Annotated in this window: 17 protein-coding genes; 11 read left to right on the top strand and 6 right to left on the bottom strand. The window is 71.0% G+C overall.

What is annotated here, in order from left to right:
- Positions 1 to 70 precede the first annotated feature (70 nt).
- Positions 71 to 1,060 carry a tetratricopeptide repeat protein gene (locus tag ACWFRJ_RS23350; RefSeq protein WP_453534042.1) on the top strand — a complete coding sequence of 330 codons (990 nt, stop codon included), beginning with the start codon at positions 71 to 73 and terminating at the stop codon, positions 1,058 to 1,060.
- Between the two features lie 58 nt (positions 1,061 to 1,118).
- Here the strand turns inward: ACWFRJ_RS23350 and ACWFRJ_RS23345 are convergent, their stop codons facing one another.
- The 3 genes from ACWFRJ_RS23345 to ACWFRJ_RS23335 all read right to left on the bottom strand — a co-directional run bounded on the left by ACWFRJ_RS23345 (position 1,119) and on the right by ACWFRJ_RS23335 (position 3,841).
- Positions 1,119 to 1,505, bottom strand: a complete 387-nt coding sequence (locus ACWFRJ_RS23345) for a PPOX class F420-dependent oxidoreductase (protein ID WP_453534039.1) — start codon at positions 1,503 to 1,505, stop codon at positions 1,119 to 1,121.
- Between the two features lie 160 nt (positions 1,506 to 1,665).
- Positions 1,666 to 2,166, bottom strand: coding sequence for a hypothetical protein (locus ACWFRJ_RS23340; RefSeq protein WP_453534036.1), 501 nt, complete (start codon positions 2,164 to 2,166; stop codon positions 1,666 to 1,668).
- A 220-nt stretch (positions 2,167 to 2,386) separates the two neighbouring features.
- Positions 2,387 to 3,841, bottom strand: a complete 1,455-nt coding sequence (locus ACWFRJ_RS23335) for a helix-turn-helix domain-containing protein (RefSeq protein WP_453534033.1) — start codon at positions 3,839 to 3,841, stop codon at positions 2,387 to 2,389.
- 229 nt (positions 3,842 to 4,070) lie between these two features.
- Here ACWFRJ_RS23335 and ACWFRJ_RS23330 point away from each other — a divergent pair, with 229 nt between their 5' ends.
- The 3 genes from ACWFRJ_RS23330 to ACWFRJ_RS23320 all read left to right on the top strand — a co-directional run bounded on the left by ACWFRJ_RS23330 (position 4,071) and on the right by ACWFRJ_RS23320 (position 7,325).
- Complete coding sequence (locus ACWFRJ_RS23330; RefSeq protein ID WP_453534030.1) at positions 4,071 to 5,420, top strand: M64 family metallopeptidase; 1,350 nt, start codon at positions 4,071 to 4,073, stop codon at positions 5,418 to 5,420.
- Between the two features lie 44 nt (positions 5,421 to 5,464).
- A complete protein-coding gene (locus ACWFRJ_RS23325) occupies positions 5,465 to 5,956 on the top strand; it encodes a GNAT family N-acetyltransferase (RefSeq protein ID WP_453534027.1) in 492 nt (163 codons plus the stop codon).
- Positions 5,957 to 6,083: 127 nt separating this feature from the next.
- A complete protein-coding gene (locus ACWFRJ_RS23320; RefSeq protein ID WP_453534024.1) occupies positions 6,084 to 7,325 on the top strand; it encodes an MFS transporter in 1,242 nt (413 codons plus the stop codon).
- Here ACWFRJ_RS23320 and ACWFRJ_RS23315 read toward each other — a convergent pair.
- Positions 7,315 to 8,301 carry a GlxA family transcriptional regulator gene (locus ACWFRJ_RS23315; protein ID WP_453534021.1) on the bottom strand — a complete coding sequence of 329 codons (987 nt, stop codon included), beginning with the start codon at positions 8,299 to 8,301 and terminating at the stop codon, positions 7,315 to 7,317. The genes ACWFRJ_RS23320 and ACWFRJ_RS23315 overlap by 11 nt on opposite strands.
- 139 nt (positions 8,302 to 8,440) lie before the next feature.
- Between ACWFRJ_RS23315 and ACWFRJ_RS23310 the strand changes: the two genes are divergently transcribed.
- The gene (locus ACWFRJ_RS23310; RefSeq protein WP_453534018.1) at positions 8,441 to 9,088 is read left to right on the top strand and encodes an HD domain-containing protein; all 648 of its coding nucleotides are present in this window, start codon (positions 8,441 to 8,443) and stop codon (positions 9,086 to 9,088) included.
- Positions 9,089 to 9,151: 63 nt separating this feature from the next.
- Entirely contained in the window at positions 9,152 to 9,892 is a 741-nt protein-coding gene (locus tag ACWFRJ_RS23305; RefSeq protein ID WP_453534015.1) for a Clp protease N-terminal domain-containing protein, read from the top strand.
- On the opposite strand, the gene ACWFRJ_RS23300 is transcribed toward ACWFRJ_RS23305, so the two are convergent.
- Positions 9,879 to 11,024, bottom strand: coding sequence for an isopenicillin N synthase family dioxygenase (locus ACWFRJ_RS23300; RefSeq protein WP_453534012.1), 1,146 nt, complete (start codon positions 11,022 to 11,024; stop codon positions 9,879 to 9,881). The two genes, ACWFRJ_RS23305 and ACWFRJ_RS23300, sit on opposite strands and share 14 nt — an antisense overlap.
- Before the next feature lie 65 nt (positions 11,025 to 11,089).
- Complete coding sequence (locus tag ACWFRJ_RS23295; protein ID WP_453534626.1) at positions 11,090 to 12,025, bottom strand: (2Fe-2S)-binding protein; 936 nt, start codon at positions 12,023 to 12,025, stop codon at positions 11,090 to 11,092.
- Between the two features lie 441 nt (positions 12,026 to 12,466).
- Here ACWFRJ_RS23295 and ACWFRJ_RS23290 point away from each other — a divergent pair, with 441 nt between their 5' ends.
- From ACWFRJ_RS23290 to ACWFRJ_RS23270, 5 genes are read left to right on the top strand one after another with little or no spacing between them, the layout of a single operon-like run.
- Positions 12,467 to 13,684 carry an ATP-grasp domain-containing protein gene (locus tag ACWFRJ_RS23290; RefSeq protein ID WP_453534623.1) on the top strand — a complete coding sequence of 406 codons (1,218 nt, stop codon included), beginning with the start codon at positions 12,467 to 12,469 and terminating at the stop codon, positions 13,682 to 13,684.
- Between the two features lie 32 nt (positions 13,685 to 13,716).
- On the top strand, positions 13,717 to 15,549 hold the full coding sequence (locus ACWFRJ_RS23285) for an IucA/IucC family protein (protein WP_453534620.1): 1,833 nt from the start codon (positions 13,717 to 13,719) through the stop codon (positions 15,547 to 15,549).
- The gene (locus ACWFRJ_RS23280) at positions 15,546 to 15,713 is read left to right on the top strand and encodes a hypothetical protein (RefSeq protein WP_453534009.1); all 168 of its coding nucleotides are present in this window, start codon (positions 15,546 to 15,548) and stop codon (positions 15,711 to 15,713) included. The genes ACWFRJ_RS23285 and ACWFRJ_RS23280 overlap by 4 nt, the downstream gene beginning before the upstream one ends.
- Positions 15,713 to 17,557 (top strand): IucA/IucC family protein, encoded by a 1,845-nt coding sequence (locus tag ACWFRJ_RS23275; RefSeq protein WP_453534007.1) that lies wholly within the window; start codon positions 15,713 to 15,715, stop codon positions 17,555 to 17,557. Before ACWFRJ_RS23280 ends, ACWFRJ_RS23275 begins: the two co-directional genes overlap by 1 nt.
- Complete coding sequence (locus ACWFRJ_RS23270; protein ID WP_453534004.1) at positions 17,554 to 18,759, top strand: type III PLP-dependent enzyme; 1,206 nt, start codon at positions 17,554 to 17,556, stop codon at positions 18,757 to 18,759. Before ACWFRJ_RS23275 ends, ACWFRJ_RS23270 begins: the two co-directional genes overlap by 4 nt.
- Positions 18,760 to 18,761: the final 2 nt, after the last annotated feature.

Here is an 18,761-nt window from a genome sequence, read left to right as displayed (position 1 = left end):
CGTACGGAGTTGATCGAGGGGTCATGGATCTATGCACGGCAAGGCATTCGCGCCTGAATATCAAGGCGAGTTGGGTTCGGCACTCGGGGTGAACTCCTCCTACGAGGAGGTCCTTGCGCAGGCGGGCCGCGCCCTCTCCGAGGCGGACACCGCGCTGGAGAGGTCGCGTGCCGCACTGGCCCTGGCCGAGGCCAACCGGCGGCTCGGCCAGGTGGACGACGCGGGCGACGCCTGGCGTCAGAGCTACCGCAGCGCGCGCGTCGCGGGGGAAGCGGGCGCCATGGCCTGGGCCCTGTGGAGCGGCGGTACGCTCGCCCGCCAGTGCGGGCAGCTGCGGCTCGCCCGGCGGCTTCTGACCTGGGGAGTCGAGCTGGCCGCCGACAGCGGGGAACGCCTCGCGCACGGCTACGCGCTCGCCGGGCTCGCCGAGACCGGACGCATCCAGGGGGACTACGCGGCGGTGGCCGCCCTGCACGAGCAGCTGCTCGAACAGGGCCGTAAACACGGCGAGGCACGGCACATGGTGTGGGCGATGTCCGGCATCGCCCAGATGCGGCGGAACACCGGCGACTACGCCGAGGCCCTCGAGCTGTTCGAGGAGTGTGTCCGGATCGCGGCCGACGCGCAGGACGCGCGGGGGCGCGCCTGGTCGCTGCGCGGGGTCGCCGACGTCCTCTCACTGCGGGGCGAGGCGGATCGGGCGCTCACCCTGCTCTCGGAGGCGGAGGTCATCTGCCGGACCATGGGTCTGGCGGGCGCGCTCGCCTACAACCACAAGATGCGCGGCAACGTCCTTTACCGGGACGGAAGTTACGACGCGGCCCGCGAGATGTACGCCATCGCCCTCGAGGAGTTCAGCACCATGCGGGAGCCGCGTGGCGTGGCCCTGTCCCGGCTCGGCCTGGTCAAGTCACGTGCGCGGCTGGGCCGCGACCGGAGCGAGACCCTGGCCGAGCTCGCCGAGCTCGAAAAGGACTTCGCACGCATCGGTCTGCGGCAGGCACGGGACGGGGCCATCGCCTTCCGGAACGAGCTGGCCGCGGAGCCGAGCATGACATGACCACGTGCCGACGTGCCGAGATGACGACGTGCCGACGTGCCGACGTGCCGCAGAGGCGTCACCCGGTCGGCGTGATGCGGATGCCCACCGTCCCGCTCGCGCCGCGCCGGAGCTTGCTGCCGAGCAGGGTGAGGCGGCCGACCAGGCCGTACTTGCGCGCGAGGAGGGTGCGGTAGCGCGCCGTCACCTCGGGGTCGCAGATCTCGGCGGTGGCGGGGATCTGCTCGCCGGTCGGGTTGCCCCGCAGGTCGCAGGGGCCGATCAGGACGTCGGCGCGGTTGCGGATCCGCTTGACCTTCCAGGAGTCCGTGACCGTCCAGACGCCCAGCGCGGCGCCGTCCTCGACGACCCAGACGGGCGTCGGCACCGGGGTGCCGTTCTTGCGGTAGCTGGTGACCAGCAGGTACTTCCCGGCGCCGAGCCGCGCCTGCGCTACCTCGTCCACGTGCCGCTCCAGAGCTCTTGTCGCCTCAGGTTGTCGCCTCAGACTCAGACTCGATCAGCCTGTGGAGCGGATGCTACTAGCGATCAGGTTCGCTTCACGATCAAGCGTGCCTCCGGGGCCCGGACGGATCCGGACCCCGGAGGCGTGAGCTGTGCGACGGTCAGGCGCCCCACGTGCCCTGGTTGACGGCGCAGTTCCAGCCGTTGCCGTGGACCTGGAACTTGACCTTGTAGGACCTGGTGTTCAGCAGGCGCGTCTTGACCCTGACCCCGAGGCTGGCCTTGCCCTTCAGGCTCTTGTCGTAGACGGAGACGGTCTTCGAGGTCTTGTGCGAGACCTTGCCGCCCTTCGCCTTCGCCGTGCCGAAGCGGACGTTCTTCACGTTGCTGACGGTGAAGGTGACCTTCTTGAAGCTCTTGGTGCTCTTGTTCTTGAGGCCGAAGTACAGGCCGTCGCCCTTCACCCAGCCACCCGGGCCGATGTAGAACCGGGACGTGTAGACGATGTCGATCGGGCAGCCGGAGCTCTGCGCCGAGGCAGCCGACGCCTTGGGCGCCTTCGGTGCGTCGGCGGCGGACGCGGATCCGGCCAGGCCGAGCTGGGCGGCGGTGAGAGCTCCTGCCGTGGCCAGTACCGCAGCGGTCGTACGTGCGTGGTTCATCAGGCTGTTGCCTTTCCCCCTGTGGCCCTCGCGGGCCCAACTTTCAGAACGGTGCGATGCGTGCGCACAGGTCCGTCTTCGTCCCTGTGCCGCCCGTATTTTTAGCAGGCGGAGGGACATGAGGGGACATCAGTTGCCTGAGCGCACAGCACCGTGACAAAAGCCGGACAATCGCCCAGTAGAACGGAATTAGGACTTCCGCACCTTGACTTCCGCACCTTCACATCGGCGGTGGCGCTGGCGCGGGCCCCAGCGTCGTCGTGCCCGGCGTTGTCCGGTGGGCGAGGCCGGTGCGGTAGACGTCCAGGGCGGCCTCCGTCCGGCCCGTGCGCCGGAGCAGATCTCCGAGGAGGCAGCACAGCCCGGCCACGTCCCCGGCCGCGCCCGCGCGTTCGAGCAGCGGCAGTCCGGCGCGGTAGTGCTCCTCGGCAGCATCCGTGTCACCGCACTCCTCCGCGATGAGGCCGAGCAGCCGGTGCGCGGCGCCCACGTGCACCGCGCCGCGTCCGGCCCTGAGAGCCGGGGTCTGCCTGGTCTCTGCGGCTTCTGTGGTTGCTGCGGAATCCGCGGAATCCGCGTCTCCTGTCAGCAGCGGCCTCAGCAGCGCCTCGGCCTCCCGGACCTTGCCGCGTCGGCGCAACACGTCCGCGAGTTCCACCTCGACCTGGTCGGCGAAGAGCGCGGCCCGCTTGGCGGTGAGCATGTCGTGTGCGGTGCGCAGCTCGTTCTCGGCGCGTTCCAGGTCGCCGTCCTGGGCGTGCACATAGCCGCGCATCCAGTGGCAGTGGGCGAGCTCGGTGCGGATGTGCAGCTGCTGGTAGAGATCCTGGGCTCTGGCAAGGGATGCGTCGGCCTCGGCGATACGGCCCTGGGCGATGAGCGTACGGGCCACCCCGCGATGCATCCCGGCGAGCAGCGCCGGGTCATCCACACGCGGGGAGAGCGCGAGGGCCAGTTCGGCGGCGTGTGCGGCGCGCTCGTGTGCGCCCATGTCCATGTACGGGGCGATGGACGCCGAATAGAGGAGGAGCAGCGCGTCGGGGTCGTGCAGGCCGGAGGCGTTGAGCTGGTCGAGGGCAGTCTCCAACAGATGGCAGGCGTAACGGAGTTCACCCGTGAGCCGGTGGGCGTTGGCGCGGCCGCGGATCGCGGGGACGCGGCGGGGCAGCGGCTCATCGGCGAGCAGCCGCTCCACGGAGGCGAAGCACTCGTGCGCGTCGTCGAGATCGCCGGATTCGAGGAGGCACTCGCCGAGACCGAGGAGTGCGGCGGCCCGCTCCTCGGGCAGTGCGTGCTCGACGGCCTCGGCGCACACGGCACGGAAGAGGGCGGCAGCATCCTCGGGAATCCCGATTGCGAGGGCGCGCCGCGCGTCGGTCAGACGCAGACGCAGCTCGGCGGCGAGGCGGGCGGGGCGTCCCGTCGAGAGCTCCTCGGGAGTGACTCCCAGACGCTCGGCCAAGTGCCGGATGGCGGCTTCGGAGGGCCTCACCTTGCCCGACTCCAGCGTGGAGACGTACGCGGGCGTGTACGCGGGTTCGGCCAACTGTCGCTGCGTCAGGCCGAGTTCCGTACGAAGACGCAGGACGCGGCGCCCGATCTCGGCGGGCTCGTCGAGCCGCGCGCCGCCAGGCCCTCCTGGTCCCCCAGGTCCCCCAAGTCCGCTCTCCGTCATCTCTTCGTCGTCCTCTCCCGATGTGAGCCAAGTCCATCCAGGCCTGGAGACAGTCGACTTAGGGGAATGTGGCCCGAACTCACCATTCCCACAGCCACCTTGCGCCCCAGGCATTGCCTGCCTTCCCGACACCCCCTACATTGAACCGCGCCTTAAGCTCCCTTAACCCCCCACTTATGTCGCGGACTTGCCCACCGCCGAGTCCGTGCGGATCCCCGGGAGATCTCCCATGCGTAGACGCGCGTCCCACATACCCCACGTATCCCGCAAGCGCCTCACCGTGGCCATAGGTGTCGCCCTGGCGGCGGCGCTCGCCGCCACCGCGCCGGTCGCCGCGGACCAGGGCAAGGACAGCGGCTCCCCAACCGCTCGGTCAGGCGGCACCGATTCCGCCGACCACGTCGAGGTCGAGTATTTCGACGGCCCCGGCAGCCACCCCCGCCACACCCAGGTCCCCGCCTCCGCCCCGCTCGACAGGAAGCAGCAGGCCACGATCAAGGACGACGGCGACGTCCTGCCGATCGTGGAGGCCGGACCGAGCGACACCAAGGTCGACGTCGTCTTCATCGGCGACGGATACACCGCGGCCCAGCAGGAGGACTTCCACACCGACGTGCGCACCAAGTGGAAGGAGATGGCGGCAGTCGAGCCGTACGCCGAGTACGAGGACCTCTTCAACGTCTGGGCCGTCGACGCCCACTCGCAGCAGTCCGGCGTCTCGGGCGATCCGACGAGCGACGTCCACAAGAACACGGCCCTGGACTCGGCGTTCTTCTGTGACGGCACCGAGCGGCTGCTGTGCGTCGACACCAACAAGGTCGAGGCGTACGCGAGCAAGGCCGCCGACCCCGACCTCGTCATCGTGCTCAGCAACTCCACCAAGTACGGCGGCGCCGGCTACAACGCCATCACCTCGCCTTCCGGGTACGACGGCATAGGCACCGCCTCCTCCGACCACCCCGACTCCGATCAGGTCGCCGTCCACGAGACGGGCCACTCGCTCGGCAAGCTCGCCGACGAGTACTGGTACGACGACAGCAGCTACACCGGCCCCGAACCCGGCGAGTCCAACCTCAGCAAGCTCAGCGCCGACGAGATGGCCGCGCAGAAGACGAAGTGGCACAGCTGGCTCGGCCAGGAATCACCCGACGGCGGCAAGGTCGGAGCCTACGAGGGCGGCGGCTACCACGGGCACGGCGTCAACCGCCCCACCGAGGACTCGATCATGCGCACGCTGGGCCGCGAGTTCAATCTGCCCGGGCGTGAGGCGATGATCGCGGGCTTCCACAAGCACGCGCCCGTCCTCACCGGTGCCACACCCACCGACCGGCAGGTGCGCGGCACCGAGCGGATGCGCGTCGAGGCGTCCTCCCACGCACGGGTGCGCTGGTACGTCGACGGCCGCGAGGCACGGCAGGCGCGGGGCGAGAGCAGCGTGACCCCCGGCACGCTCGGGGTGCCCGCCGACGGCCGATCGCACACCGTCACGGCACGCGCCACCGACCCGACCGAAGCGGTCCGCGACCCGCAATCGCGGAAGCTCCTGACCGGCTCGCTCAGCTGGCAGGTCACACGCTGAGGGCCGCAGCAGTCACCCGGCGGTGACCAGGGGATACTTCGGCCATGACTACGCATGCGAAGCAGTCGCCGGAGACGGCAGCACCGGCGGCACCTGTCCCGGGATGGGTGCTGCGGGCCGCCGAGCCCTCCGACGTCGAACCCATAGTCGAGCTGCGTGCGATCGTGATGCGCCCGGATCTTGAGCGGCTCGGCCGGTTCGACGAGGTTCGGGTGCGCCAGAGGCTGCGGGACGCGTTCACTGCCCGGCACACCTCGATCGTCGTCGCCGATGGCGCCTTCGCGGGCTGCGTCGCCCTGCGACCGGGCGAGGACGCGCACTGGCTCGAGCACTTCTACCTCGACCCGGCCCTCCACGGCCGCGGCCTCGGTTCGGCCGTGCTGCGCGAACTGCTCGACCGGACCGACGCCGAGGGCACCGACGTCCGCCTGAACGTCCTCCAGGGCAGCGCGGCCCGGCGCCTCTACGAGCGCCACGGCTTCAGCGTCGAGAGCGAAGACCCGGTCGACGTCTTCATGGTGCGACGGCCTGGCTGATGCGGCAGGGCGGGAATTGGCCCAGGCTCCCGATGCACAAATGGTCCACGGACCCGACCATTTGGCTGGCTAGCCTCTCCTCATCAACGAAGAGACGGCCCAGCGGCCGCCTGCCCGGGGGAGCCTTGTGCCGATTCAGATCCTGCCGCCGACCGGAGCGCCACGTGTGCTCGCCGCCGCCCAGCTGAGCAACTCGCTCGGCGACGGCGCCTACTACGTGACATCGGCCCTGTACTTCACCCGGGTCGTCGGCCTCTCCCCCACGCAGATCGGGCTCGCGCTCACGGCCGCCTGGGCCATCGGTTCCGTGACGGGCGTACCGCTGGGCGCACTGGCCGATCGCAAGGGACCGCGCGGCACGGCGGTCCTTCTCGCCCTGGCCACCAGCGCGTCGGTCGCTTCCTTCCTCTTCATCCGCTCCTTCGTTCCGTTCCTCATCGCGGCCTGCCTGTACGCCGTCGCCCAGTGCGGGCTCGCCGCGGCGCGGCAGGCGCTGCTCGCGGGTCTGGTGACCCCGGCGGCGCGTACCGGCGTACTGGCCCACCTCCAGTCCACGCTCAACGCCGGTCTCGCCGTCGGTGCAGCGCTCGGTGGCCTTGCCCTGCAGCACGACACGCGCGGGGCGTATCTGGCGGTCTTCGCGCTGGACGCGGCCAGCTTCCTGCTCTGCGCGCTCGTACTGCTCCGGCTGCCCGTGGTGCCGCGGTCCGTGGCCCGCGAGCAGGGTGAGCCGCGCCTGGCTGTGCTCCGCGACCGTCCGTACGCCGCCATCACCGCGCTCAACGCGATCCTGCTGCTGCGGATGCCGCTGCTGAGCCTCGCGATTCCGCTGTGGGTGGTGGACCGGACGGACGCGCCGAGCTGGCTGGTCTCGGCGCTCTTCGTCCTCAACACCCTCGCGGTGATGGCGTTCCAGGTCCGCATGGCCCGTGGCGTCAGCGGACCGCGCACGGCCACGCGTGCGGTGCGGCTCTCCGGTCTCGTCATGCTCGCCTCGTGCGTGGTGTTCGCGTTCTCCGCCGCGGGGCTTCCGGTGTGGGCGAGCGTGGCGATCCTGGTGGCGGGTGCGGTGCTCCAGGTCATCGCGGAGATGCAGCAGTCCGCGGGCTCCTGGCAGATCAGCTTCGACCTGGCGCCCGCGCACCAAGTGGGCCAGTATCAGGGCTTCTTCGGCACCGGAGTCCCCGTCGCCCGTACCGTCGGGCCGCTCCTGCTCACCTCGCTCCTCGTGGTGTGGGGCGTACCCGGCTGGCTGCTCCTCGGCGGGATCTTCCTCGTCGCGGGCCTCGCGATGGGACCCGCGGTGCGGTGGGCGGAGCGGGCGCAGGCCGAGGCCAGGACGGCGGAGAGTGCGCGTCTCAGGCACTAGCCCGCGTCGTGCGGAAGCGTGCGGCGTACGCGGACGGCGTCGTCCCCAGATGGCGGGCGAAGGCCCTGCGCAGCGTCTCGTCACTGCCCAGACCGCTGCGCTCCGCCGCGTCGGTGACGCTCGCGCCGCTTTCGAGGAGCATGCGGGCCGCCTCGAGCCTGAGGGACTCCACATACGCGGCCGGGGTGGTGCCGATCTGCCGCGAGAAGAGCCGGGTCAGATGCCGGGGGCTCACGGCGGCCCTCCCGGCCAGGGTCGCGAGGCGGTGGTCGGCCGCCGGGTCGGCGGCGATGGCGTCGAGGAGCGGGCGCAGTACCGGATGGCTGGTCGCCGGGGTGCGTGAGGCGGCGGAGAACTGGGACTGGCCGCCCGGCCGCTGCAGGAAGACCACGAGGTCCCGGGCGACCCGCCGCGCGATGTCGGGACCGTGGTCCTGTTCCACGAGAGCCAGGCAGACGTCGATACCCGCGGTGACCCCGGCCGAGGTGAGCACGGACCCGTCCTGGACGTAGATGGCGTCCGAAGTGACGGTGGTGTCGGGGTGGAGCCGGGCCAGCTTCGCCGCGTGCTCCCAGTGCGTGGTGGCCCTGCGCCCGCGCAGGAGTCCCGCGGCGGCCAGGGCGAAGGCCCCGGTGCACACGGCGGTCACCCGCCGCGCCCCGCTCGCCAGTTGGGCCACGAGCTCGACGAGGTCGGGCCGTTCGGCGAAGGTGACGAACTCGGCGTGGCCGGGAACGACGAGCGTGTCCGCGACGCCCACATCGGCCGTCGGCAGATCGGCCGCGATCCGCAGTCCGGTGGAGGTCCTGACGTCCTGCCCGTCGGGGGTGCAGACCCGCACGGTGTAACCGCCGCCGGTGTAGCGGGCCGCGGTGGCGAAGACCTCCAGGGGGGCCGCTACGTCGAGAAGCCGCACGCCGTCGAAGGCCAGTACGTAGACGTGGTGGGGGCGGGGTCCGTCCAGTGGTTCGCGCACGGGTCCACGGTAGCGGCAAGGCGTGTCCAGATGTGTGGGGTACCTGTCCACAGGGACATGGCCGTCGGACACGTACGTCGAGCAGGCTGGTGCCGGCAGCCGCAGCCGACAGAGACCCGCACCCCCCAGGAGTCACGCCATGACCGTGCACGCTTCCTCCGCCGCCGGAGTGTCCGTACCGGACACCAAGCTGGCCGCCGCGGCCACCGAACTGGTCCGGGACACGACCAGCGAGCTGATCTACCACCACTCCCGCCGCGTCTTCTGGTTCGGCAGCCTGCGGGGCGACCGGCGCGGGCTGAGCTTCGACCCCGAGTTGCTCTACATCGGCGCGATGTTCCACGACCTGGGCCTGGGCGAGCGGTTCCGGGACAGCGGCCGCCGCTTCGAGGTGGACAGCGCCGAGGAGGCCCGCGGCTTCCTGCACGGTCACGGCGTACCCGAGGACAGCGTGCGCCGGGTGTGGACCGCCATCGCCCTGCACACGACCCTGGGCATCCCCGAGTTCATGGAGCCGGAGGTCGCCCTGGTCACGGCCGGGGTGGAGTACGACGTCCTGGGCATCGGATACGACGACCTGACCGCCGGGGACCGCGCCGAGATCACCGCGCTGCACCCCCGCCCCGACTTCAAGCGGCGGATCCTGGAGGCGTTCACCGAAGGCATCGCCCCCAAGCCGGAGACCACGTTCGGAAACGTGAAGGCCGACGTCCTCGAGCACTTCGTCCCCGGCTACACCCGCGGCGACTTCGTCGAGGTCATCCAGAACTCACCCTGGGAGGAGTAGAGAGCGAGTTCACCTGTCAACCGAGGGTTGACACCCTTTCGACTGTCAACCTAACGTTGACACATGACGCAGCCCCTGCAGCCCACACAGCCCATCCGTCTCGACGATCTGATCCAGGCCATCAAGAAGGCCCACCCCGAAGCGCTCGACCAGCTCTCCGACGCCGTGATCGCCGCCGATCACCTCGGTGATGTCGCCGATCACCTGATCGGCCACTTCGTGGACCAGGCGCGCCGCTCGGGCGCCTCGTGGACGGAGATCGGCAAGAGCATGGGGGTCACCAGGCAGGCGGCCCAGAAGCGGTTCGTGGCCAAGGACCCCGGCGAGATGTCCGACCTCGATCCGCGACAGGGCTTCAGCCGGTTCACCACCCGGGCGAAGAACGTGGTCATGGCATCGCAGGAGGAGGCACGCGCGGCGGGCAATGACGAGATCGGCCCCGGCCATCTGACGCTCGCCCTCCTGACCGAGCCGGACGCACTCGCCGCGAAGGCGATCGTCGCGCAGGGGAGTTCGCTCGACGCGATCCGCGAGAGCGTCACCGAGGCGCTGCCTCCCGCGGTCGGCGAGGTTCCCGACCTCATCCCGTACGACGCGGGGGCGAAGAAGGTCCTGGAGCTCACCTACCGCGAGGCGCTCCGGCTCGGCCACAACTACATCGGGACCGAGCACATCCTGCTCTCGCTCCTGGAGGCGGAGGGCGGCACGGGCACGCTCGCCGGGCTCGGCCTCGACAAGGCGGCCGCCGAAGCGAACATCACCGAGGCTCTGGAGGCGATCCGCACCTCCCTCAACCAAGTGTGACGGAACCCGGGTCGGCCGCGGCTCCGCCCGCGCCGGGCTCCCGCCCCGCCGCCGCGCGCACCCGGGCCGCCTCCCGGACCGCCGCCACGTTCGCCTTGCCCTGCCGGGACCCCGCAAGCTTCGCCTTGATGTGGTCGCGTACGAGGATCGGTTCGTAGGCGAGTTCGTCGGCGGCATCGAGGTGGCTCGGCAGCGTGGCGACGACCGCGTCGACGTTGCCGTCGTGGAAGTAGGCGGCGGACCGGCGCCGGACGATGCCGCCGTCGACGATCGGCGGCTTGACCCGGTGCAGGGTCGACATCCAGCGGTCGTTGGTGAGCCGGGCGGTGAGGTCGCCGAGGTTGACCAGGAGCGCACCGTCGACGGGAGAGACGTCGTGCCAGGCCCTGTCTGCACCGAGCACCTGCAGCCCGGCGACCTGGTCCGCCCACAACACGGTGACAAGGCCGAAGTCGGTGTGCTCCCCCATCCCCGTCGGATCGCCGTCGAGGCTGACGGCACCTTCCGGCAGCGCGTAGTTGTTCATGCGCAGTACGTCGATGGAGTGATCGGTCAGCGGCTCGAAGAAGCCGGACGGCTCCCCCAGGGCGTCCGCGAAGATCCGGGTCAGGGTGCGTGCCACGCGACCGGCCCGGGCGAAGTAGCCGAGCACGGCCGGTTGGAAGCCTTCGACCTGAGCGGGCCAGACGTTGAGCCCGTAGTCGTCCTCGGACAGATCGAGTGCGGGGAACGAGCGGGCTTCGGTACCGATGTTGAACGCTTCGAAGAAGTCGTTCATGCGCCCGGCTGACTCCACACCGAGGCTCAGGCTGAGGGATTCACTCTTGGGAGGGCTGTATCCACGGTTCGCCCCCATCACGCGGTAACTCTTCTTCACTTCCAGAGGCAGTCCGAAGAACCCGTCCACGGCAGCGGCCAGACCGTCCACCGTCTCGTCGGGAATGCCGTGGCCGAGGATCTGGACGAAGCCGACGCGGGCACAGGCGTCGTCCATCTCGCGTGCCACGCGGTCACGTTCGGCCGCCGAGCCGCCGTCGACGTACGGCGTGATGTCGATGACGGGAACTTCAAAAGGCACGAAAGGCGAAGGCGGCTCGGCCGGCGTATGCGGCTCGGTCGTGGACGGGGACATGGGCGTCATCCTGTCGTGAGCGAGGGACTACGCCAGATTCCCTATCACGATTTCATTGCCTGGTCTCACTGCACGGTTCCACCCGTTCCACCGGTTCCACCGCCGATTTCCGACGGCGCATCAGCCGGGGCGATGTCGCCCTCCAGCCTCCGCAGCCGCTCCGTGTCGCAGACGCGCGGGCAGGTGCCGCACGCCTCGGCGGCACGGATCGTGTAGTACAGGCAGCAGCCGAGACGGGTACGGGTCGGGTGCCGCTCGCCGTCACGGGTCGTCAGGTGGCGGAAGTCCGCGCCCCCCGGGAAGGGGGCGACCGGTCCTGGGAGCAGGGCGTCCACCGCCCGCAGCGCCTCGTCCTCCTGGCCGAGCATGCGCCCCAGGTACCAGATCCCGGAGATGAGATCGTCTCCGGCCATCCCCCACAACACCCTTCGCCTGCGGCGCAGTTGGGGGCCCATCGCCGTGAGCAGCGGCCGCATGTGCGCGACGACGACGGCGCGGAGTTCGACGCGGAGCGACTCCTCGTCGGGAAAGACGCGGACTCCGGGGAGCCCGGCCGCCGGGTCGTCCGGGAGGCAGGCGAAGGAGCCGGGGACGACCTCGAAGGTGCCGGTCTCCACGTGGACGCGTACGTCCTGCGGGCGGACGCGCGGCACGCGCCGCTCCAGGTACCAGGCGCCGCTCATCAGCAGCGAGACCGACCAGAGGTAGCCGTGCAGGGCGCGCGATGCGGCGACATCGGGGCGGGGGGTGTGGTCGTGACCGACGCGGATGCGGGTGGCCTCCGCCTCGACGAAGGCCTCCCGGGCATCTTGATGCAACGTCAGTTCGGCACCGGTGAACCACCCCTGCCCCGCGATCGAACCGGGTCGCACCACCGTGACGGCGAGCGTCTCACAGTGCGCGGCGAGCCGTTGATAGGTCGCGGCGAGCAGGTCGGCGGGGCTCAGGGCGGTGGGGCTCAGGGCGGTGGCGGTCGGCGCCAGGTCCGGGGCCACGGTCAGCGGCACTGGTACTCCTCGGAAAGCAGGTCCATCGATGGCTCGCCGGTGGATCCGTCCACCGCGAACTAGGTAAGGCTTACCTTATTTTCCTTGAGTTTGCCTCATCGGGAACGGCGCGCCGCGCACCTCCCCGCGGCGAGTGGTCCCACCGCCGCGGCGAATTGACATCGTTAGGCATACCTAACCTAAACTCTCACTCCGTGTCCAAGATCGCTAGGGCCGTCCCGCCAGACAGCCTTTCCGCGCGGCGGATCCGTCTACTCGTCGCCGGATTCGGTGCGTTGGCGCTGTGCGCACGAGACGTGGATGTCGGGCATCAGTGTCCAAGCCGCGGAGTACGTCCTTGAGGACGTGGCCACGGCGACAGACATCGAACCGCCGACGAGATCGGCGCCCCTCCCTCACATCCTCATCCGCTCGCACCCTGAAGTGGACTCACCCATGCGGCTGTACGTCCTTGCCCGCAACCCCACCGACTCCGTCACCGAAGGCTTTCTGCCCGCCGCGCGCGGGCTCGGCCTCGACGTCACCCTTCTCACCGATCAACCGGACGCTCACCGGCGCGGTCCCACTCAGGAGACCCTGAGAGGCCTGGAGATGGGCCTGGAGATCCTTGAGTGCGACGTACGCGATTTCCGGGCCGTCATCAGCCGGATCTCCGCACACCACTCCCCCGGCGCCGTCTTCACCAACAGCGACCATCTGCAGACTCAGGCCGCACTGGCCGCCGAATACTTCGGGCTGCCCGGCAAGGACTGGCGGACGGCCTTGCGCACCAAGGACAAGGCGCAGATGCGGCGCCATCTCGCGGCCGCCGGCGTCGACGCGGTCTGGTCGGCGGAACTCTCGGCGGGGCAGAATCCGACGGACCTCCGCGCACTCGACGTGCCGTTCCCGTGCGTGGTCAAACCGCGGGAGGGCGTGGCGAGCGAGGACGTGGTGCTGGTCGACGGGCCCGGGGAGCTGGAGCGGCGGTGCGCGGAGATTCAGACACGGCGGCCGGGCGCCGCGCTGGTCGTCGAGGAGTATCTCGCCGGGGAGCTGCGCACTGTGGAGACTCTGGGCGACGGCCGGGTCCGGCACGTCCTGGGCGGCTTCCGTACGGAGGTGTCGCCGCCGCCGTACTTCATCGAGGAGCGGATGACGTTCGTCCCCGCGCATCCGGAGGCGGTGACGGCTCAGGTCCTGACCCAACTGGACGCGCTCGGTGTGGGGTTCGGCGCCTGCCACACGGAGTTCGTCGTGGCGGCGGGGCGAGCGCGGCTCATCGAGGTCAACTACCGCGCCATCGGCGACCAGTGCGACCTGCTCCTCGCCCAGCTCCTGGACATACCGCTCTTCGAACACATCCTCCGTACGCATCTGGGCGAGCCGCTCCCTTCGAACCTGGGCGCGCGGACGAACGGCAGGGCGCGGCTCGACTACCCGTGCGCGCGGAGCGCGGGAACGCTGACGGCCGCCCCGCGCGCGTGCGAAGTGACGGTGGGCGGAGTGCGGCTGACGTACCGACCGCTGCGGGAAGTCGGCGAACGGCACGAACTGCACGGCACCAACCGCGACTTCCTCGGCGTGGTCCGCGCCACCGGCACCGAGCAGGCAGCGGTGGACCGAGCCGTGGCGGACTTCGTCGCCGAGCATCGCTGGGAGATCACACCGTGACGGGCGGTACGGACGGGGGCGCGGGCGCGGGCATGGGTGTCGAGGGTGAGCTCCTGTTACGCGTGCTGAGCGCGCTCCTGCGCGAGGACGTGGTGGGGTTGCGCACCCGGAGCGGCGCGGTGCGGCACGCGGACGGCTTGTGGCTGAGGCTGCCGGTGGAGATGGCAATGGGAGTCGCGGTGCGGGACGGCTCCGCGGCAGCTGAAGCCACCGCCAGGATCCCCGCACCCCGGCCCGGCGGCGACGCCCTGCTGATGCCCGTCCGCGCGGACGGCTATCAAGGGACGTACGCCGCTCGGCTCCCGCTGCTCCGGCGGGAGTCCGACGGGGTGGAACTCCGTGACGCGGGCGGCATCCTGTCCGCCCTGCGTCACCTCGCCGACCCTGTGGACCGTGGCGGGTTCGATGCCTTCGCCGCGGAGTGCGGGCAGGCGCTCGACGCCATGCGGCTGCACGCCGAGACGAAGGGCGAGGCGGACACCCTGCTCACCGGTCGGTACGGCGGAGATCCCGCCGCCTGGACCGGACTGGCCGGAGGACTCGGCTACGACACGCTCGCCGCGCGGGCGGATCACCCCGTGTATCCGACCTCACGCGGCCGGTCCGGGCTCTCCGTCACTCAACTGCGTTCTTACGCGCCCGAGTTCCACCCGGTCTTCGCACTACGGCAGCTCGCGCTGCCCCGCGAGGCCGTCACCGTCGGCGGAGACACCGATGCCTGGCTCTCGCCTGCCGCAACCGGCGCGCCAGAGCTCGACGGGAGCCATCTCCTGCTCCCCGTGCACCCCTTGACCGCGGACGGCCCCCTGCGGGACGCACTGCGGGAAGCGGGGCTCGACGGACGGGCCCGGCTCGTCGACGGCCCCGGACCCGAAGTCGTACCGACCCTGTCGATGCGTACCGTCGCCCTCTCCTCCGACCCCACGCGGCACCTCAAACTGCCGCTCGCCACCGCGACACTGGGCCTGCGCAACCGGCGTACGATCAAGCCGGGCACTCTCACCGACGGTGCCGCGGGCCAGCGCCTCACCGAAGCCGTCATCGCCCGCGAGCCCAGGTTCCAGGGGGTCGTCCTGCACGCGGACGAGACCCGCTTCGCCCACGCCGGGCATGAGCTCCTCGCCGTGCTCCTGCGCCGCTACCCCGCCGGGCTCGACAGCGCAGCCGTCGTACCGATGGCCGCGCTCATGTGCCCGGCGCCAGGTGGCGGCGACCGACTGCTGATCGACCACCTCGCCGACCGCTTCTACGGCGGCGATCCTCTCGCCCTCCTGGACGCCGCACTCGCCCTCCTCTTCGACTGGCAGACCACCCTCTTCGCCTACGGAATCGCCCTGGAGTCGCACCAGCAGAACATCTCGCTGGTGATGGACGAGCCCGCGGGCGACGGCTCGGGCCACCGCACACGGTTGCGGCTGCTGTTCAAGGACAACGACGGGCCGCGCGTCAACCTCGCCCGGCTGCGGGACGCCGTGGGGCAACAGGCGCCCGGTCGTGCGGAGTTCGACGATACGAGGATCTTCGTCGACGGGGATCGTGCCGTGCTCGATCTGTTCACCACCATCACCGTCCACCTCTGCGCGGGCTCCTACGCCTTCGGTCTCGCCAGTCACGGCCACGCCCCGCTGGGGCGGCTGCTGCGGCTCGTGCGCGAAAGGCTCGCCGAGGCCGTCGAGCGACTCGGCACGGGCCCCGGCGAGCCGGGCGCGCTGCTGCGGACCTACGTCCTCGACGCGGCGGAGCTGCCGGTCAAGGCGATGGTCACCGCGGGCACCCTGCTCTCCAAGGAGCGCTCCGGGGCCGCCGACATCAACAAGCACTACACGACAGGGCCCAACTACCTTCGCCGGGGGGCGACTTCATGATGGCCACCGCACCGCCGGCTCACGCCCTCACGGAGGGGTCGACCGTGGGCTTCAGCCGGTCCGTGCCTCTACCGACCGGCACCGCGATCGCCCTGATAGCCCTGGCCGCAGCCACTCTTCCCGCCCTGTTCCACCGCTCGCCCCGCATCCGCTGGAGCCGTTGATGTCCTTGCCGACCGGCACGTTCTCCGCCCCGTCCGCACTGCCCGCCCAGTCCGCCACCCTCCTCGCGCGCGCCCCCGTCGCCGGCGCCGCGCCCACCCGGTTGCCCAGCGCCGACCAAGCGGTCACGCACACCCTCCTCAACTGCCTGCTGCGCGAGGTCTCGGGGCCCGAGCACCAGACCGCGGTCGTCGACGGCGATCTCCTGCTCAGGCTGCCGCGCCGCGGGGTTCTCCTGCGCGTCGCGCTGCGCCGTACGTCCCTCCTCGGCGCCCATCGCTTCACCGGCCCTGTGACCGAGCAGCGGGACGGCGGCTGGGTGGAGGTGGACTGGTCGCGGCTCGCCGAGTACACGCACGCCGAGCTCTCGCTGCGCACGGGCGTGAGCAACGAGGAGTTCCTCGAACAGATCGCCTCCAGCCATGAAGGCGTCAGCGCCGCGATCGCCGCCGACCGTACGGCGCCGGCCACGGGGACCACAGGAGCGAACCCCGCCACCGATACGGACCCGAAGTGGCTCTCGGGCTACCTCGCGTCCGAGCAGTCCCTGCTGTTCGGCCACCGCTTCCACCCCACCCCCAAGGCCCGCGGCGGCGACCTCGCCGACTGGTCCGCGTACGCCCCCGAGGCCGCAGCAGCCTTCCCGCTGCGCCACCTCGCCGTACGGGATCACCTCATCGCCGAGGAGTCGGCGCGGCCGGGCGCCACGGACCCGCTCGACCGGCTCGGGACCGTGCCGGACGGCTATCGGCTGCTTCCCGTGCACCCCTGGCAGTACGACCTGCTGCGGGAACACCCGGGGCTGCGCGCCGCCCTGGACCGCGAGGACGTCATCGACCTGGGGCCGGGCGGCTCTCCTTTCGCGGCCACCGCCTCCGTGCGCACGCTGTACGACGGTGACACCTTCCTGAAGTTCAGCCTGAACGTCCGTATCACCAACTGCCTTCGGAAGAACGCAAGTTACGAGCTGTCGGGTGCCGTCGCGCTCACCCGCGTACTCGAAGAAGCCTTTGACGACCTCGCCGACCGCTTCCCGGGCAGCGCCGTGCTCCGCGAGCCCGCCTACCGCAGCCTGGCGCTCGCGGGCCCCGACGGCCGCATCGACCTCGCCCTCCTGGAGGGCCTCGGCGTCATCGTCCGTGAAGGCCTGACCGGGCGACTCCTTCCCGGTACGACGCCACTGCTCGCCGGGGCCGTCGCGGACGAGTATCCGACGGGGCCCGGCCACATCTCCCGCCTGCTTGAGGGCGCGGGGCCGCAGCGGGCCCTCCAGTGGTGGCGGACGTATCTGCGGCTCCTGCTGCCACCGGTGCTCGCCGCGTACTTCGACCACGGCCTGGTGCTCGAACCGCATCTGCAGAACGTCCTCGTCTGCGTCGACGGCGAGGGCATGCCCGCCCAGGTGCTCTTCCGTGACCTGGAGGGCACCAAGCTCCTGCCCGAGCGGCACGCCAAGACCCTGGCCGCGCTCCCGCCCGAGGTCGCGGAGCCGATGACGTACGACGCGCAGCGCGGCTGGGACCGCGTCGTGTACTGCCTCCTGGTCAACCACGTCGCCGAGCTGCTCGCCGCCCTCGCCGACCTCCATCCGCACACCGAGCCCGCCCTGTGGTCCGAAGTCCGTTCCGCACTGCAGGAGTTCGCCGACACGCACGGCTGCCCGCCCCGGCTCAGCGCCCTACTCGCCGGTGTACCGCTGCCCGCCAAGGCCAACCTGCTCACCCGCTGGGAGCGCAAGGCCGACCGGGACGCGGGTTACGTCCGTCTCACATCCCCCTTTCCGCTCGCCGAGCATGTGCGGGACCTGGGTGCCCGCACCGACGCACCTTGGAGCACCGCCGGATGACCGTCCCCACTCCCGCTGTACGTGAGCGTGCCCTCGGTCTGGCTCCGGAGGAACTGCCCGCCTACCTGTACGACCTCTCGGCGCTCGACGCCCATGCCGCCGCCGTGCGCGCCGCGCTCCCCCGGCAGGTCGAGCTCTACTACGCCGCCAAGGCCAATCCGGAGCCGGAGATACTGACCGCGCTCGGCCCGCACGTCGACGGCTACGAGGTCTCGTCGGGCGGCGAACTCGCCCATGTCGCCAAGGCCGTGGCGGGACGCCCGCTGGCCTTCGGCGGACCCGGCAAGACGCCGGACGAGATCGCGGCCGCCCTTGAGCTCGGCGTGGAACGCTTCCACGTGGAGAGCGCGTACGAGCTGCGGATGCTGGCCGCGCTCGCCGCCCGCGTCGTGCCGCACACCCGCGTCGGAGTGCTGCTGCGGTTCAATCTCGACCTCAACGAAGCTTCTCTGGCGGGAAGTTCACTCACGATGGGCGGGCGCCCCACTCCGTTCGGCATCGACCCGGTCGAAGCGGACTCCGTGGTCCGCGGGTTCTCCGACGGCGGCTTTCCCCAGCTTCATCTGCTCGGCGTGCACGCCCATTTGGCCAGCGGTCTCGACGCACCGCGGCAGCTCGCGGTCGCCGAGTCCATCGTGGCCTGGTCGCAGGCGCTCGCCCGGCGCCGTGGCGTCCGGCTGACGGAGGTGAACGTCGGCGGCGGGATGAGCGTGGACTACGCCGACCCCGACGCGCGCTTCGACTGGGCCCGGTACGGCGACGGCCTCGCCCGGCTCTGTGCGGCGCACCCCGAACTGACGCTCCGCATCGAGCCGGGGCGGGCGCTGACCGCGTACTGCGGTTGGTACGCCACCGAGGTTCTGGACGTGAAGCAGAGCCACGGAGAGGAGTTCGCGGTGGTGCGCGGCGGCACCCACCATCTGCGCACCCCCGCGGCCAAGGGCCACGACCAGCCCTGCACCGTGCTCCCGGCGCGCGAGCCGTGGCCCCACCCGTGGCCCCGGTCCGAGGCGCTGCAGGACCGGGTGACGTTCGCGGGGCAGTTGTGCACTCCCAAGGACGTCCTGTCCCGGCACGTTCCGGTGGCGGCGCTACGGGCCGGGGACAGGGCGGTGTTCGCGATGGCGGGTGCGTACGCGTGGAACATCTCGCACCACGACTTCCTCATGCATCCGAGGCCTGGCTTCCACTTCCTCCCGTAGCA

Source organism: Streptomyces sp. NPDC055239 (assembly GCF_053606205.1).
The sequence above is the reverse complement of the archived record's forward strand: the minus strand, read 5'-3'. Positions and strand labels throughout refer to the sequence as shown.

Bases quoted from the DNA above. Each gene is read 5' to 3' on its own strand.
- ACWFRJ_RS23340 (WP_453534036.1), bottom strand. From the start codon at position 2,166: ATGAACCACGCACGTACGACCGCTGCGGTACTGGCCACGGCAGGAGCT.
- ACWFRJ_RS23335 (WP_453534033.1), bottom strand. From the start codon at position 3,841: ATGACGGAGAGCGGACTTGGGGGACCTGGGGGACCAGGAGGGCCTGGC.
- ACWFRJ_RS23330 (WP_453534030.1), top strand. From the start codon at position 4,071: ATGCGTAGACGCGCGTCCCACATACCCCACGTATCCCGCAAGCGCCTC.
- ACWFRJ_RS23325 (WP_453534027.1), top strand. From the start codon at position 5,465: ATGACTACGCATGCGAAGCAGTCGCCGGAGACGGCAGCACCGGCGGCA.
- ACWFRJ_RS23310 (WP_453534018.1), top strand. From the start codon at position 8,441: ATGACCGTGCACGCTTCCTCCGCCGCCGGAGTGTCCGTACCGGACACC.
- ACWFRJ_RS23305 (WP_453534015.1), top strand. From the start codon at position 9,152: ATGACGCAGCCCCTGCAGCCCACACAGCCCATCCGTCTCGACGATCTG.
- ACWFRJ_RS23300 (WP_453534012.1), bottom strand. From the start codon at position 11,024: ATGTCCCCGTCCACGACCGAGCCGCATACGCCGGCCGAGCCGCCTTCG.
- ACWFRJ_RS23290 (WP_453534623.1), top strand. From the start codon at position 12,467: ATGCGGCTGTACGTCCTTGCCCGCAACCCCACCGACTCCGTCACCGAA.
- ACWFRJ_RS23285 (WP_453534620.1), top strand. From the start codon at position 13,717: ATGGGTGTCGAGGGTGAGCTCCTGTTACGCGTGCTGAGCGCGCTCCTG.
- ACWFRJ_RS23280 (WP_453534009.1), top strand. From the start codon at position 15,546: ATGATGGCCACCGCACCGCCGGCTCACGCCCTCACGGAGGGGTCGACC.
- ACWFRJ_RS23275 (WP_453534007.1), top strand. From the start codon at position 15,713: ATGTCCTTGCCGACCGGCACGTTCTCCGCCCCGTCCGCACTGCCCGCC.
- ACWFRJ_RS23270 (WP_453534004.1), top strand. From the start codon at position 17,554: ATGACCGTCCCCACTCCCGCTGTACGTGAGCGTGCCCTCGGTCTGGCT.